Annotated in this window: 10 protein-coding genes and 3 tRNA genes; 3 read left to right on the top strand and 10 right to left on the bottom strand. The window is 52.0% G+C overall.

From position 1 onward, the window contains the following. Nucleotides 1-18: 18 nt before the first annotated feature. The 7 genes from PsW64_RS21935 to PsW64_RS21905 all read right to left on the bottom strand — a co-directional run bounded on the left by PsW64_RS21935 (nt 19) and on the right by PsW64_RS21905 (nt 5,778). Nucleotides 19-1,011, bottom strand: a complete 993-nt coding sequence (locus PsW64_RS21935) for a beta-ketoacyl-ACP synthase III (protein ID WP_063302246.1) — start codon at nt 1,009-1,011, stop codon at nt 19-21. Continuing rightward, a complete protein-coding gene (locus PsW64_RS21930) occupies nt 998-2,257 on the bottom strand; it encodes an adenosylmethionine--8-amino-7-oxononanoate transaminase (protein WP_063304939.1) in 1,260 nt (419 codons plus the stop codon). Before PsW64_RS21930 ends, PsW64_RS21935 begins: the two co-directional genes overlap by 14 nt. After that, nucleotides 2,257-2,895 carry a dethiobiotin synthase gene (gene bioD, locus PsW64_RS21925; RefSeq protein ID WP_063304938.1) on the bottom strand — a complete coding sequence of 213 codons (639 nt, stop codon included), beginning with the start codon at nt 2,893-2,895 and terminating at the stop codon, nt 2,257-2,259. Before bioD ends, PsW64_RS21930 begins: the two co-directional genes overlap by 1 nt. Next, on the bottom strand, nt 2,892-4,031 hold the full coding sequence (locus PsW64_RS21920) for an 8-amino-7-oxononanoate synthase (RefSeq protein ID WP_063292096.1): 1,140 nt from the start codon (nt 4,029-4,031) through the stop codon (nt 2,892-2,894). Before PsW64_RS21920 ends, bioD begins: the two co-directional genes overlap by 4 nt. Continuing rightward, nucleotides 4,015-5,007 (bottom strand): biotin synthase BioB, encoded by a 993-nt coding sequence (gene bioB, locus PsW64_RS21915; RefSeq protein WP_063304937.1) that lies wholly within the window; start codon nt 5,005-5,007, stop codon nt 4,015-4,017. Before bioB ends, PsW64_RS21920 begins: the two co-directional genes overlap by 17 nt. A gap of 309 nt (nt 5,008-5,316) precedes the next feature. Beyond that, nucleotides 5,317-5,393, bottom strand: a tRNA-Arg gene (locus PsW64_RS21910). A gap of 79 nt (nt 5,394-5,472) precedes the next feature. After that, nucleotides 5,473-5,778, bottom strand: a complete 306-nt coding sequence (locus PsW64_RS21905) for an ETC complex I subunit (RefSeq protein WP_057465385.1) — start codon at nt 5,776-5,778, stop codon at nt 5,473-5,475. Between the two features lie 586 nt (nt 5,779-6,364). On the opposite strand from PsW64_RS21905, the gene PsW64_RS21900 reads away from it, so the two are divergent. Then, nucleotides 6,365-7,855 (top strand): inorganic phosphate transporter, encoded by a 1,491-nt coding sequence (locus PsW64_RS21900; protein ID WP_193757835.1) that lies wholly within the window; start codon nt 6,365-6,367, stop codon nt 7,853-7,855. 354 nt (nt 7,856-8,209) lie between these two features. Here PsW64_RS21900 and PsW64_RS21895 read toward each other — a convergent pair. The 3 genes from PsW64_RS21895 to PsW64_RS21885 form a co-directional block, all read right to left on the bottom strand. Then, nucleotides 8,210-8,286 (bottom strand) — tRNA-Pro (locus tag PsW64_RS21895). A 21-nt stretch (nt 8,287-8,307) separates the two neighbouring features. Continuing rightward, a tRNA-Pro gene (locus PsW64_RS21890) sits at nt 8,308-8,384 on the bottom strand. Nucleotides 8,385-8,774: 390 nt separating this feature from the next. Continuing rightward, a complete protein-coding gene (locus tag PsW64_RS21885; protein WP_208980920.1) occupies nt 8,775-9,671 on the bottom strand; it encodes a tetratricopeptide repeat protein in 897 nt (298 codons plus the stop codon). Nucleotides 9,672-10,264: 593 nt separating this feature from the next. On the opposite strand from PsW64_RS21885, the gene parE reads away from it, so the two are divergent. After that, nucleotides 10,265-12,355, top strand: coding sequence for a DNA topoisomerase IV subunit B (gene parE, locus PsW64_RS21880; protein WP_063304935.1), 2,091 nt, complete (start codon nt 10,265-10,267; stop codon nt 12,353-12,355). 207 nt (nt 12,356-12,562) lie between these two features. Beyond that, complete coding sequence (locus tag PsW64_RS21875) at nt 12,563-13,996, top strand: DEAD/DEAH box helicase (protein ID WP_063304934.1); 1,434 nt, start codon at nt 12,563-12,565, stop codon at nt 13,994-13,996. Nucleotides 13,997-14,083: the final 87 nt, after the last annotated feature.

The following is a 14,083-nucleotide window of genomic DNA, read 5'->3' as shown; positions in this document are numbered from 1 at the left end:
CACGAGTGGGCGCTTTTGCTACATGCCGATCAACAAGGACCCGCTGACGAAGCCCGCGCCTATGGCAGACAATAGAATTTTGTCACCCGCCTTATAGCTTCGGTTTTCCCGACACTTGGAGAGGCTGAATGGGATGGTGGTTGCTGAACTGTTGCCGTATTCCCCCAGTGTCATCAGTGTCTTATCGGCGTTTATTCCAAGATTGGTTCCGACAGCCTGAATGATCCTGGAGTTGGCCTGATGGGGTGCCCAGTGGTCCACCTCTGACGGTTTGATGTCGGCTTGCCCCAGAATTTTCATTGCTGAGTCCGTGAGCGTGTTGACCGCTTTGGCGAAGACCGTCTGCCCACCTTGCAGGCTCATCAGGTACTCATTGGGGTCCATATCCGGTCTGTACGGATTGCGACTGCCACCTCCAGGGATTTTGATGAGGTCGTAATAAGCACCATCAGATGCCAGATCAGCAGCAAGGATGCCCTGCTCTTTATGTGCTGGTGGCAGAACCACAACGGCACCTGCAGCATCGGCAAATAGCACGCGGCTGGCGCGTTCTGCCGGGTTGATACGGCGGCTCAGGATATTGGCTGCGACGACGAGAACTGCAATGCCTTGCGCTTTGGCATAGGCATCGGCCATGGCCAGTGCGTAAAGGAACCCTGCGCACGCTCCTGCCATATCGATGCCGCCGGAGTTTGGCAGGCCAAGTTTGTGCACCAGCAGAGGTGCTGAGGGCGGTAACAGGTGGTCAGGTGTGCTGGTTGCCAGCAGTGTCAGGCCGATTTTAGCCGGATCGATACCAGCGTCCTCAATCGCCATTTGAGCTGCTGGCAGTGCGATGTCTGTGAGAGCCTGATCAGAGGAGACATAGCGGCGCTCCCGAATGCCGGTGCGGCGTTCGATCCAGCCCTCTTCCAGTCCCAGATCCTGTTCAATCTCCGCATTGAGCACGCGGCGTTCTGGTGCGTAATGTCCGAAGCCGATCAGCCCGCCACGGTCCTTAGAGGAGTTCATCAGCAGCCTCAGCTATCGCATCGTAGATCTGGTCAATATCGCCCTGAGTGACGCAGTATGGCGGCATAGAATAGAGCGTGTTGCCCAGTGGGCGCAGCAGCAGGTTCTTTGACTTGAAGAACTCATAGAGGCGCGGGCCAACGTCAGACAGATATCCGTGATCCTTCACGTTGATATCCATGGCCGCGATTGTGCCCGTCTGACGGATGTTGGTGAAACGATCATCGTCTTTGAAACGCGCAAGGCCAGCGGATTGCATTTGCATGAGCTTTGCTATGCGGTCATAGACCGGCTCATTCTCCCAAATTTCCAGATTGGCGACTGCAGTGGCGCAGGCGATTGGGTTTGCTGTGTAAGAGCTGGAATGGAAGAAGGTTTTGCTTCTGTCCATGGAATAATGCTCATCATAAATTGCCGAAGAGCACATGGTGACGGCAAGCGGCAAAGAACCACCAGTCAGGCCTTTGGAATAGCATGCGATATCCGGCGTAATCTGTGCATGTTCACAGGCGAACATCTTGCCTGTACGGCCCCAGCCCGTCATCACCTCATCAGCGATGAACAGTACATTGTGCTTCTGGCAGATCTCATGGAGCGCCCGCAGTGTTTCAGCGGAATACATGAGCATGCCACCAGCACCCAGAACGAGCGGTTCTACGATAAACGCTGCTACATCGCCTTGGGCGCAGAGCTTATCCAGTTCATCTAACGTGTTCTGCTCATTGGCAGCGGTTGGGAACGGCACTTTGGCCACATCAAACAACAGCGGATTGTAAGGCTGGTTGAAGACGCAACGCTCGCCAACGGACATGGTGCCGATTGTGTCGCCGTGATAGCTGTTTTCCATAACGACAATGCGCTGGCGTTTCTCGCCCAGATGATGCCAATAGCCGAGCGCCATCTTGAGCGCCACTTCCACACTGGTGGAACCACTGTCTGAAAAGAAGACATAATCCAGTCCATCAGGCGTGCATTTGAGCAGCTGCTGCGCAAGTCGCTCTGCAGGCTCATGGGTGTGACCTGCAAAGATCACCTGATCCAGCTTTTCCGCCTGCTCCTTGATTGCGCCGATGACGTGCGGATGGCAGTGGCCGTGGGTTACGACCCACCAGGAAGCAATGGCATCAAGCAGTTTGTCGCCGTCATCCTTTGTCAGGTATGCGCCAGAACCGCCCGTAATCTTGGTCATTTCCGTCAGCACAGCGTGCTGGGTGAATGGATGCCAGATTGGTGAGTGCTTAGACATTATGCGTTCTCCCCGGTTTGCAGGCAGAAGTCTTCCAGACGGAAATTCTCTGCAAACGCTGTTCTTATTGTTTCTGGGGTGATTTGTTGCAGCAGTGGCAAGCGACCAAGCTTCTTGACACCTGCGTACTCTGCGATCGTGCGTTCTGAATCTGCCACTTCCTCACCGACAAATACAATGCCGAGCAGATTGCAGCCACGGGTACGCAGTGCTTCAATGGAAAGCAGGCTGTGATTGATGGTGCCAAGGCCGGTGCGGGCGCACAGCACAATCGGTGCCTGCCACTTTTTGAAGAGGTCGATGTAAAGCGTCTCACGCGTGAGCGGAACCATGACGCCACCTGCCCCTTCAACGACCAGCGGTCCATCGACCTGAGGTAATGCCAGGCTCTCCGTATCGATCAGGACATCTTCTGCTTCCGCTGAGAAATGCGGAGATGCGGGAACCTGCAAACGGTAAGTCTCTGGCAGTGTTTTACAACCTGTCAGACGTATTACTGCTTGTGTGTCGGTTTCTTCTTCCAGTCCAGATTGAACAGGCTTCCAGTAGGTGGCAGCTAAAGCTTGCGTCAGCGCTGCAGAGAAAATTGTTTTGCCAATACCGGTGTCGGTGCCTGTAACTACGATTGGTTTTGTCATGAGCGAACCAGCCCCACTTCTTCTGCAAGCACTTCAAACATGTTGGATACATCGGACTTGCTGGCATGCAAGGTCAACGCAATGCGCAGGCGGGATGTGCCCCGTGGAACGGTTGGTGGGCGAATGCCGCGGATGTCATAGCCGCGTTCCTGCAGTGCTTTTGCAATCAACATGGTGCGCTTGTCATCGCCAATGAGGAACGGAAGAATATGCGTTCCGCTGCCCTTTTGTCCGCACAGACGGTTCATCTCAGCATTTGCATGTTTTACAAGGTCAGCAAGCTGGTCCCGTCGTTCCGGTTGATCCTGTACCAGTTTTAGCGAAGCGCGCACGATGGCTGCGACCAGAGGTGATGGCGCGGTCGCGTAGATGAACCCGCGCGCGCGGTTGATGAGGTAGTCGATCAGAACAGCTGGCCCGCAGACAAGTGCGCCGGAGGCTCCAAGAGCTTTGCCACAAGTATGGAGCGAAATAACGTTCTCCCGGCCTTCAAACTCCGCTGCCAGGCCTTTGCCGCCCTCACCCAGCACGCCTGTTGCGTGGGCTTCATCGACCAGTAAAAACGCATCGTGCGTATCAGCGAGTTCTATCAGGTCCCTGATCGGTGCCTGATCTCCGTCCATGCTGTAAAGGCTTTCGCAAGCGATCCAGATCCGCCCGGTTTCGCCTTGTTGGCGCCACTGGGCAATGCGTACTTGCGCATCCTCAACCTGATTGTGCTTAAAGGCCATGGACTGGGCTGCACCCAACTTCATGCCGTCATGTGCACTGGCGTGGATGAGGCTGTCATGCAGGACAAGGTCGCCCTGCTGCGGCAGGGTTGAGAACAGCGCCATGTTGGCGTTGTATCCCCCACCAAAGAAAAGGGATCGCTCTGTGTTGAACAGGTTTGCTGCTTCAAGCTCAAGCGCTTCATGCTCAGGATCATTGCCGCGCAAGAGGCGCGAGCCGCCTGCGCCGAGACTGACACCACGGGCAAGAGCGTTTTCTGCCGCTAAACGCAATTCTGGCGCTGTTGTCAGCGCCAGATAGTCATTGGACGAAAAATCGCAGCCATGCGCTTTGAGCAATGAACGGGATCTGCCCCGCTCTGCCAGACGCTCGAGCGCTCCTTGGTGCTTATTCAGCAGGCTCATGCTCAGCCGCACAGCTTTTCAGCCCCATAGGGCGGATACCAAGGCGTTTGAACAAAGCTGCGTCCTTGGAGTCTTCCGGGTTGTCTGTGGTGAGCAGTGTTTCGCCTTTGAAGATGGAGTTTGCTCCAGCAAAGAAACACATTGCCTGCGTCTCATCAGACATTTCTGTCCGGCCTGCTGACAGGCGAACATGAGATTTCGGCATCATGATGCGTGCAACGGCAATCAGACGAACGAAGTCAATCGGATCAACCGGTTCAGCATCCTGAAGCGGCGTGCCTTCAATTGGGATAAGCATGTTGATCGGCACGCTGTCCGGATGCTCTTCCAGTGTCGCCAGAGAAACCAGCATGTCGAGGCGGTCCATATCTTTTTCGCCCATGCCGACGATGCCGCCAGAACAGACTTTGATACCGGATTCCTTGACCAGATTCAGGGTGTCGATACGATCAGAGAACTTGCGGGTTGTAATAACCTCGCTGTAGTAGCGCTCTGAAGTGTCGATGTTGTGATTGTAATAATCCAACCCAGCATCTTTGAGGCGCAAAATTTGCTCAGGTGTCAGCATGCCAAGCGTCATGCAGCTTTCCATGCCGAGCTCTTTGACGCCTTCCACCATCATTTCAATGGCGCGCATGTCGCGATCTTTAGGAGAGCGCCAGGCTGCGCCCATGCAATACCGGGTTGCGCCGCCTTCCTTCGCCTTTTTGGCTTCTTCCAGCACCATTTGGACTTCAAGAAGCTTTGAGGCGGACAGCTCGGTGTTGTTGCGAGCGGACTGGCTGCAGTAAGCACAATCTTCCGGGCAACCGCCTGTCTTGATGCTTAAGAGCTGGCTTTGCTGGACCTCATTGGGGTCAAAATGCTCGCGATGAACGCAGTGAGCTTTAAACAGCAGGTCATTAAACGGCAGGTTGTAAAGAGACTCAGCCTCTTCACGCGTCCAGTCCGTACGGATGTCAGATGATTTTTGCACGCAGTTCAACTCGTTGATTTCCCCTAGGGCGTGTTTTGCCGTCAATTACAGTAAAAATGTGGCGTGCACAATGATCTATTAGAGGAATTTATTAAAACTGCCGCTGATTGAACACCTTATAACCCTTCAGTTTTGCCGGGATTTTGAGCATTTTAAAACTGCAGAATTTATTTGGTTATGTCACATTGGAATAAAAAGCTGCACCACTCAAATGATGAGATAAATTTGCTCAAAAGGGGCGAGAATGCAGGAAAACCGTTCGCTTTTGAGAGCGTTGATTTCTGTTTTGCGATTTTCGGGGAGAAAAAGTGGCGATCCCTGCAGGATTCGAACCTGCGACCGTCGGCTTAGAAGGCCGGTGCTCTATCCAGCTGAGCTAAGGGACCGCTTTTGCAAGGGCGAGTGGATCGCCCGTTGCGTGGGATGTTTCATAAGGCCGTTAGAGAATAATCTCAATGCTGAAACTTAATGTGTCCACGGAGATAATCTGTCAAAACGGAAATTATCTGAATAGGATGCGCGGCGGTGCTTGCGTTTGCTCTCTTCATCAACACGGTAAGCAACATTGTTGCGTGTTGCGTAGGCGACCGCTTCTTCCTTGGTCGGGAACTTCAGCTTTACCTGCTGCTTCATATCACCTGATGACGTATAGCCCATCAGCGGATCAATGGATTTTGGGGACTGTGGATCGAACTCCAGCACCCAGTTGTTGGTTTTGGCTGTTCCGGACTGCATTGCAGTTTTGGCTGGATTGTAAATGCGAGCTACCATGTAACCTCTCTTTTTCGCATTGGATTCGGAAACACTCTCTCCAACGCGATATACCAGTTTTCCTGTTTCTTCTCCAATTATGCCATTGGTGTCAATGCACTTGGTCAAGCTATACCGATTTCTCTTAGTAAATAGCTATAGATGCACTCATTGCGGCCTTAAGTGCAATAATTGCGCTAACCGGTGCAATAATTGCGGTTTTATTTCCAGTATTACCGGACTTGACGTTGGGCGATTTTTAATTAAGAAATTGCGAAGCTTTCGTGATATTTCTGTGACTAGTTACTTCTCCAAAGTTTATAGGTAATTTTAACTTGAAATATACCGGAGACAAAACTAGTTTGCGCGCGAACTGAGCGTTCACTGGAAATAAAAGCGCTTGAAGGTAGCTTTAATACACAAAGTTCCTCGAGTGCTTTTCTGGTGCCCGCTCATTTGAGGGCAACACTGCCACATTCAATGATGTGCGCTCGCCTGCCTTTGTCCTGTGATGAAGGGTGGGTGCAAAATTGTAGTCAGGTGTTATGCCTGCTGCCAGGTGCATGAGAAACTACGCGAAGAAGACGCGGCGAAAAAAGTATACAGCATGTCTAACCTTAGAAAAAAGCCTACTCTAGACAAAGACTTAGATAAGTTTTCCAGGCTAGAGCTGGCCGGCAACGCAATGGCACGTCCATTGGTTGCTCCTGCGGTCGCATTTGTTTTTCTAATGTTCGCTATGGCGATGGCTGGTTTTTATGTCTCTGACCATCCAAACGCTATTATTATTGTTGCTGCTGCAGGTATTGGTGCCTATCTGGCGATCAATATCGGTGCAAATGATGTAGCCAACAATGTGGGCCCATCTGTTGGCTCTAAAGCTCTTACCATTGGCGGCGCCTTGCTGCTTGCTGCCATTTTTGAGAGCGCTGGCGCTTTGATTGCCGGTGGTGACGTCGTAAAGACGGTCTCCAAGGGCATTATCGACGCAACGCAAGTGACAGATTACACAGACTTTGTGAAGCTGATGCTCGCGGCGCTGATCTCTGCGGCTGTCTGGCTGAACCTTGCAACATGGATCGGCGCTCCCGTCTCCACCACCCACTCTATCGTTGGTGGCGTGATGGGCGGCGGTATTGCTGCTGCTGGCTTTGGCTCTGTCAGCTGGGGGACCATGTCGGGCATTGCAGCAAGCTGGGTCATCTCCCCGGTTCTTGGCGGTATTATTGCGTCCCTGTTCCTGGCCTTCATCAAATCCTTTATTATCTACCAACAAGACAAGATTGCTGCTGCCCGTCGCTGGGTGCCGCTGTTGATCGCGATTATGGCCGCTGCGTTTGCTACTTATCTGGCAATGAAGGGCCTGAAGAAGATCGTAAAGATCGACATTGAGGTCGCTCTGCTGCTTGGCGCAATTGCCTTTGTTGCTGCACTGGCTATTTGTCGTCCGTTAATCCGCAAGCAGTCTGAAGGTATGGAAAACCGGAACCAGTCCCTGCGTATCCTGTTCCGCTGGCCTTTGATTTTCTCCGCAGCGCTTCTTTCCTTCGCCCACGGTGCGAACGATGTTGCGAATGCGATTGGTCCTCTTGCTGCGATCGTGCACACCGTTCAGGAAGGTGGCATTGCGAAAGCTGTGACAATTCCTCTCTGGGTTATGCTGATCGGTGCGTTTGGTATTTCTTTCGGTCTGATGCTGTTTGGTCCTAAGCTGATCCGTATGGTCGGAGAGAAGATTACTAAGCTGAACCCGATGCGCGCTTACTGCGTCTCCCTTTCTGCTGCGATCACAGTGATCTTCGCGAGCTGGCTGGGACTACCGGTGAGCTCTACTCACATTGCCGTTGGCGCAATCTTCGGCGTTGGCTTCTTCCGTGAGTGGTACACAATGAAGTCCAAGCGTCGTATTGCTTTCGTGAAAGAAAGCACCGGCATGGAAAGCTATAAGCAAAACACTGTGAAAGAAGACGAAAAGCGCCGCATGCTGGTGCGTCGCTCGCACTTCATGACCATCATTGCGGCTTGGGTAATTACGGTTCCCTTGGCCGCAATCCTGTCAGCCGCTCTGTTCTACGTGCTGGATCTCTTCGTGTTCTAAGCAGGTTTCACAGTTGTACGATTTAAGAAGCCCGGAGGCCCTCGCCTTCGGGCTTTTTCTATGTGCGCATTGGCTGTAGTTTTATGGTGAGGATTGCAGCGTCTCAGTAGAGCATTTTAAAGGGGTCGTAGAGCGCTAGCTTGCACTTAGGGTGGCCTATGTCGAGATTGAATGAGGAGCGCTGTCAGCAACCTTCCTTGCTCGTTTTAATCAAAGAGCGGTGCTGCTGAATGAGACGTGCGACAGTAGATGCAAATGGAGCGCTACTTTGTGCAGATTTGAGGGCACAAAAGCATAAAAGGCTGCGATGCTGACTACTTAAATTATGAAATTTAGGGGAAGAAGAAGGGAAGATGGTCGGAGCAGCAGGATTCGAACCTGCGACCCTCTGGTCCCAAACCAGATGCGCTACCAGGCTGCGCTATGCTCCGATCTATCTTCGTGTTGATGAATGGTCGGAGCAGCAGGATTCGAACCTGCGACCCTCTGGTCCCAAACCAGATGCGCTACCAGGCTGCGCTATGCTCCGATCTCATCAACGTGACGCCCCGCGGCGTCTTGTTGAGGCAGGTATATAGGCAGAGTTTTAAAGCTTGGCAAGCGTGTTTTATAGTTTTTCCCAAATCATGCGAGAAAATTTCAAAAACTGCATCCTGCTGTTGAAAAGACTGAAATTTCAGAGGCTTAAACAATGTGCGTGAAGACTGTGAAAATTTTAGCTTTTCTGCGACATGCAGGCAAAAAAAGAGGGTGAGCGCAAAAGGCTCACCCCAAGTACATTCCAGAGACCCGCAATCGGGGTCTACAATCGCCAAACAGAGGTCAATAACAAAACTTGAATATTGAACTCATGTTTTAAATCGCAGAAATAACCTGAGCGGTCAAGTCATATTTTAAAAGAAAATCAGAAGAGAGTGGATTAGTTGCTTGAAGCAATCACGTGGCCGCGCTTAACCAGCCATGCATCTGCCCATTCAGCAGAATTGCGACGCTCTTTTTCTGAGGCGAGAGAAAATGCCTTCTCGTGGAGAGAGACGATCCATGCATCATTATCACCGCCAACCACTTGCCGGCGTGCCAGGGTCATCCATTTGAGGCCTGTCATGCGTGCGGTTGTCAGTTCTTCTGTAAAGTACAGCAGTTCACCAAATTTGGCCTGCGCTCCGACATGGCCTTTTACGGCTGCGAGCTTCAACCAACGGGCAGCCAATCGGCGGTCATAATCTGGCAGCTTATCGTTGAGATACATGATGCCGAGATTGTACTGCGCATCCGCATCGCCAAAGTAGGAGGCAGCGTAGGTGAACACCTCACGTGCTTTGTGCGTGTTCTGTTTAACCGGGCTGTCGCCAATACCTGTCAGGAAGTAGCGGCCCAGTTCAACAAGAGCGCTTGCGACAAATGGGGCTGAGCGTGCTTTGGGGCCATCGGAAGAATATTCGCGCACGACCTGGGAAAAATACTGGAACGCCTGAAGATCATCTTCTGGCACACCGTCTCCTTGCGCGTACATCCTGCCGAGCTTCCAGGCTGCCATAGCCTGTCCGTTTTCAGCAGCGTAGCGAAGTGGAGAGAGTGCCTTGTCTTTTTCACCGGAATAGTAAGCGCGGGCCCCTTCCCTCAAGGCTTGCTGAGGTGTGACATTTGCCATCTGATTGACGGCAGCCATTGCACTTGCACTTTTGTTGGTATCCAGAGCATGTGCACTGTTGAGTGCGAGAAGAGTAAGAACCGAGGCGAAGCTCAAGCTTGTTACAAGACGCGTCAACGCATTGTGGTGCGTTCCCATTTCATCTTTAAACAGAGCTTTTATCAAAGTGCCTCACTTGACCACTGCCTACTTGTCAGTGGTTCTGACTTCTTATCTTTTCATACCGTCGCTGTGTGATCAGGCTATGAAAGGAAAAAATGTCAATTTTGTTTCCAAAGGTGACATACCTTCAAATTGTCACAAATGATCTTACAAATGCCTAGCTTTCTATCTGATTGACAAAAATCCTACACAGTTCGACCATCTCTCAAACATGGACAAGGCAAACTATCCAATTTGCCATTGATGAACCAGTGTCAGTTTCCACCATTCGGGTCAGCGCAAAATGCTGTTGCATGCTCGCAACAATCTGCAGCAGATGACGTAACTGCCGTGTGTATGTCCGGTGTAAAGTTTTGATCACAGGCCTTGGGGCAATCACAAATGCTATTTGTATTTTCGCCGCGAATGGCGCATATGGCATCAGATGCCCGCTTTTGGTGGGGTTCGGCACATTCAGGTAAGCGAAAAGGCGTATGTCTGGCGCTTACCCACAAGGAACAAGAGTAGAACTCCGGCAGATCTTTGCCCTTTTCTCTCAGTCCTGCAAGACTGCCGTTTGATTCGAGACTATTTAAGCGCAAGACCAAAGAGGTACGATGAGCACGCCTGATGATCTGTTTGCAGATGTTACCAAAAGCATGGATGAGCTGACATCCTCTTCTGGCAGCACTGAGAAGAAACAAGCACCAGCCGCAAGCGCACCGTCCTCACCTGCAAAGCCATCATCCGCAGGCAAGGCCGCTCCTATCGGCGCTGAGGGTGATTACACAGCAGCTGACATTGAAGTGCTTGAAGGTCTGGAGCCTGTGCGTCGCCGCCCGGGAATGTATATTGGCGGCACGGATGAAAAGGCGCTGCACCACCTGTTCGCTGAAGTGATTGACAACTCCATGGATGAGGCCGTTGCAGGCCACGCCAGCTGGATTGATGTCTCTCTGGGCGATGATGGCTACCTGACCATTACTGATAATGGCCGCGGTATCCCGATTGATCCGCATCCTAAATATAAAGACAAGTCCGCGCTGGAAGTCATTATGACGACCCTGCATGCCGGCGGTAAGTTTGACAGTAAAGTCTATGAGACCTCTGGTGGTCTGCATGGTGTGGGGATTTCCGTTGTCAACGCGCTTTCTGAGGAGCTGGTTGTTGAGGTTGCGCGTAACCGCAAGCTGTATCGCCAGACGTTCCGTCGTGGCCTTGCTGATGGCGGCCTTGAGCTGGTTGGTGATGTTCACAACCGCCGTGGCACCATGGTGCGGTTTAAGCCGGATGCGGAAATATTCGGCAAGACGCTCAAGTTTAAACCTGCCCGTTTGATGAAGATGGCGCGTTCTAAGGCCTACCTGTTTGGCGGTGTGGAGATTCGTTGGCGCTGTGCCAAGGCTCTTGCTGATGAAGCCAATGGAGTGCCTGAGACTGCGACTTTCCATTTCCCTGGCGGCCTGAAGGATTACCTGGAAGAGGCTCTTGGTAAAGAGCGCCGTGTTACTGACGAAGTTTTTGCAGGCCGGACACAGGCGACAGGTAAGCATGGCTCAGTTGAATGGGCTGTTGCCTGGTTTGCTGGCGACGGGTTTGTCAACTCTTACTGTAACACTGTTCCGACACCTGAAGGTGGCACGCATGAAACGGGCCTGCGCTACGCCCTGCTCCGCGGCCTGAAGGCCTATGGCGAGCTGATTGGCAACAAGAAGGCTTCCATTATTACCGGTGACGACGTTTTAACGTCAGCAGCTGGTATGCTTTCTGTGTTCGTGCGCGAGCCTGAGTTTGTTGGTCAGACAAAAGACAAGCTGGCCACGAATGAAGCAACCCGTATTGCTGAAAACGCCGTCCGCGATGCGTTTGACCACTGGCTGACCGCTTCTCCTAATCAGGCAAACAAACTGCTTGAGTGGGTGGTTGATCGTGCTGAAGAGCGCTTGAAGCGTCGCCAGGAGAAGGACGTCGCGCGTAAAACTGCAGTTCGTCGCCTTCGTCTGCCGGGCAAGCTCGCAGATTGCTCAACAAGCAAATCTGATGGCACTGAACTGTTTATCGTGGAGGGTGATTCTGCGGGTGGCTCAGCAAAACAAGCTCGTAATCGTGCAACACAGGCCGTTTTGCCATTGCGTGGTAAGATCTTGAACGTTGCGAACGCTGGCCGGGATAAGCTGGTCGCAAACCAGCTGCTGTCTGATCTCATTCAAGCCCTTGGGTGTGGGACGCGATCTAACTACGATGACAAAGATCTGCGCTATGAGCGCATTGTCATTATGACTGATGCGGACGTTGATGGGGCGCATATCGCAGCCCTTCTCATCACATTCTTTTATAAAGAGATGCCGGATCTGGTCAATAACGGTCACCTCTACCTTGCTGTTCCTCCGCTGTACCGGATCAGTCAGGGTGGTAAGACGCTTTATGCCCGGGATGACGAGCATCGTGAGCAGCTTTTGAAAACCAGCTTCAAGAAGAATGGCAAGATCGAAATTGGCCGCTTTAAGGGCCTTGGTGAGATGTTGCCAGCTCAGCTGAAGGAAACCACCATGGATCCGAAACGCCGGACGCTGCTTAAAGTGGTTGTTGGCGAGGATGAAGTGAGTGAAACCCGCAATGCGGTTGAGCAGCTGATGGGCAATAAACCTGAGGCACGCTTCAACTTTATTCAGGAGCGAGCAGAGTTCGCGACTGATCTGGATATTTAAAAGACCCTTAATTCTGAATAGTTGCTGAGTTTTGCGTAGGTTATAACTCGGCAACCTTGGCATAACTTGAAGGAATATATCGGTTATACCGCAGAATTTATTGACAACGCTGCTTAGAAATGTAGTGTTCCGCCAAACTGGTTGGAGAAACCTGTAACTCATACGGCTTCCAGCTTCTCTCCTCAATTATCGTAAAGAACATGAAATATGTCGTTTTCCACTCTCGGACTTAGTGAGAAAGTTCTCGCCGCTGTAGAAGCCTCTGGCTATACAGAACCGACTGCCATTCAGGCAGGCGCCATCCCTTACGTTCTCGAACGTAGAGATGTCCTCGGGATTGCTCAAACTGGAACCGGGAAAACGGCAAGCTTTACGCTGCCGATGATTACTCTTCTGGAAAAAGGCCGTGCGCGCGCCCGGATGCCAAGAACTCTTATTCTTGAGCCGACCCGTGAGCTTGCAGCGCAGGTGGAAGACAACTTCAATCGATATGGCGTCAATCACAAGCTGAACGTCGCACTGCTGATCGGCGGCGTTTCCTTTGCTGAGCAAGACCGCAAGCTTGAGCGTGGCGCTGATGTTCTGATTGCAACACCTGGCCGCCTGCTTGATCATTTCGAGCGCGGTAAGCTGCTGTTGCAGGGCGTTGATATCCTCGTGATCGATGAAGCTGACCGCATGCTAGACATGGGCTTCATTCCAGACATCGAGCGCATCTGCAAGCTTATCCCGTTTACGCGTCAGACCCTGTTCTTCTCTGCAACTATGCCGACTGAGATTCAGCGTTTGACTGACACATTCTTGCAGAACCCAGCAAAGGTGGAAGTGGCGAAAGCTTCGACAACAGCGGATACTGTGACGCAGCGCATTGCGGCGGCTGATGCGGAAGACTACGAGAAGCGCGCGAAATTGCGCGAGCTGATCGAAGGTGCTGAAGATCTGCAGAATGCGATCGTGTTCTGTAACCGCAAACGCGATGTAGCTACCCTCTTCCGTTCGCTTGTGCGTCATGAGTTTTCTGTCGGTGCACTTCACGGTGACATGGACCAGCGCTCTCGCATGACCATGCTGGACAACTTCAAAAAGGGTCACATCAAGGTTCTGGTGGCCAGTGATGTTGCTGCACGTGGTCTTGACATTCCAACTGTGAGCCACGTCTTTAACTTTGATCTTCCTATTCATGCAGAAGATTACGTCCACCGTATTGGACGTACCGGGCGTGCGGGCCGTGAAGGCACTGCGATTTCTATTGTGACGGGCAAGGACCAGAAAGCATTGCAAGCGATTAACGACGTGATTGGTAAAGAGCTCGAGTGGGTCGGAGAGCCGGTTGATTTCTCCAAGCCTGCCGATGACAAAAAGTCTCGCCGCCGTTCTACCCGCACTCCAAAAGAAAAAGGCCGCTCACGTAAGCCTAAGGCTGAAGTTCAAGAAGCAGCCGTACAGGAAACCGAATCTGTACCAGCTGGCCTTGAAGAGCAACCTGTGGTTCCAATGCACGCTGAGCGTCGTGCTGCTCCACCTCGTCCAAGAGGCGGTCGTCGCGCTAATCAACCTAAAGATGATGCGATTTTCCGTAATGCAAGCCACGTTCCGGCCTTCCTGCTGCGGGAAACTCGTTCCAAAGTTCAAAGCCGATAGCCCATTTTCCTGAGGTTAACCACTGGTTAGGTATATCCCATTAAATAAGCTAATGTTAAATTAGCTTATTAATTATGGGGTAGCCCT

Source organism: Pseudovibrio sp. W64, assembly GCF_001623145.1.
Lineage (GTDB): Bacteria > Pseudomonadota > Alphaproteobacteria > Rhizobiales > Stappiaceae > Pseudovibrio.
Note: the sequence above shows the minus strand (reverse complement) of the source record. Positions and strands in the feature narration are given on the sequence as shown.

What these genes read in the sequence shown, in the direction of transcription:
- PsW64_RS21935 (WP_063302246.1), bottom strand. Translation starts at nt 1,011, where the DNA reads ATGAACTCCTCTAAGGACCGTGGCGGGCTGATCGGCTTCGGACATTAC.
- parE (WP_063304935.1), top strand. Translation starts at nt 10,265, where the DNA reads ATGAGCACGCCTGATGATCTGTTTGCAGATGTTACCAAAAGCATGGAT.
- PsW64_RS21900 (WP_193757835.1), top strand. Translation starts at nt 6,365, where the DNA reads ATGTCTAACCTTAGAAAAAAGCCTACTCTAGACAAAGACTTAGATAAG.
- PsW64_RS21930 (WP_063304939.1), bottom strand. Translation starts at nt 2,257, where the DNA reads ATGTCTAAGCACTCACCAATCTGGCATCCATTCACCCAGCACGCTGTG.
- PsW64_RS21920 (WP_063292096.1), bottom strand. Translation starts at nt 4,031, where the DNA reads ATGAGCCTGCTGAATAAGCACCAAGGAGCGCTCGAGCGTCTGGCAGAG.
- bioD (WP_063304938.1), bottom strand. Translation starts at nt 2,895, where the DNA reads ATGACAAAACCAATCGTAGTTACAGGCACCGACACCGGTATTGGCAAA.
- PsW64_RS21875 (WP_063304934.1), top strand. Translation starts at nt 12,563, where the DNA reads ATGTCGTTTTCCACTCTCGGACTTAGTGAGAAAGTTCTCGCCGCTGTA.
- PsW64_RS21905 (WP_057465385.1), bottom strand. Translation starts at nt 5,778, where the DNA reads ATGGTAGCTCGCATTTACAATCCAGCCAAAACTGCAATGCAGTCCGGA.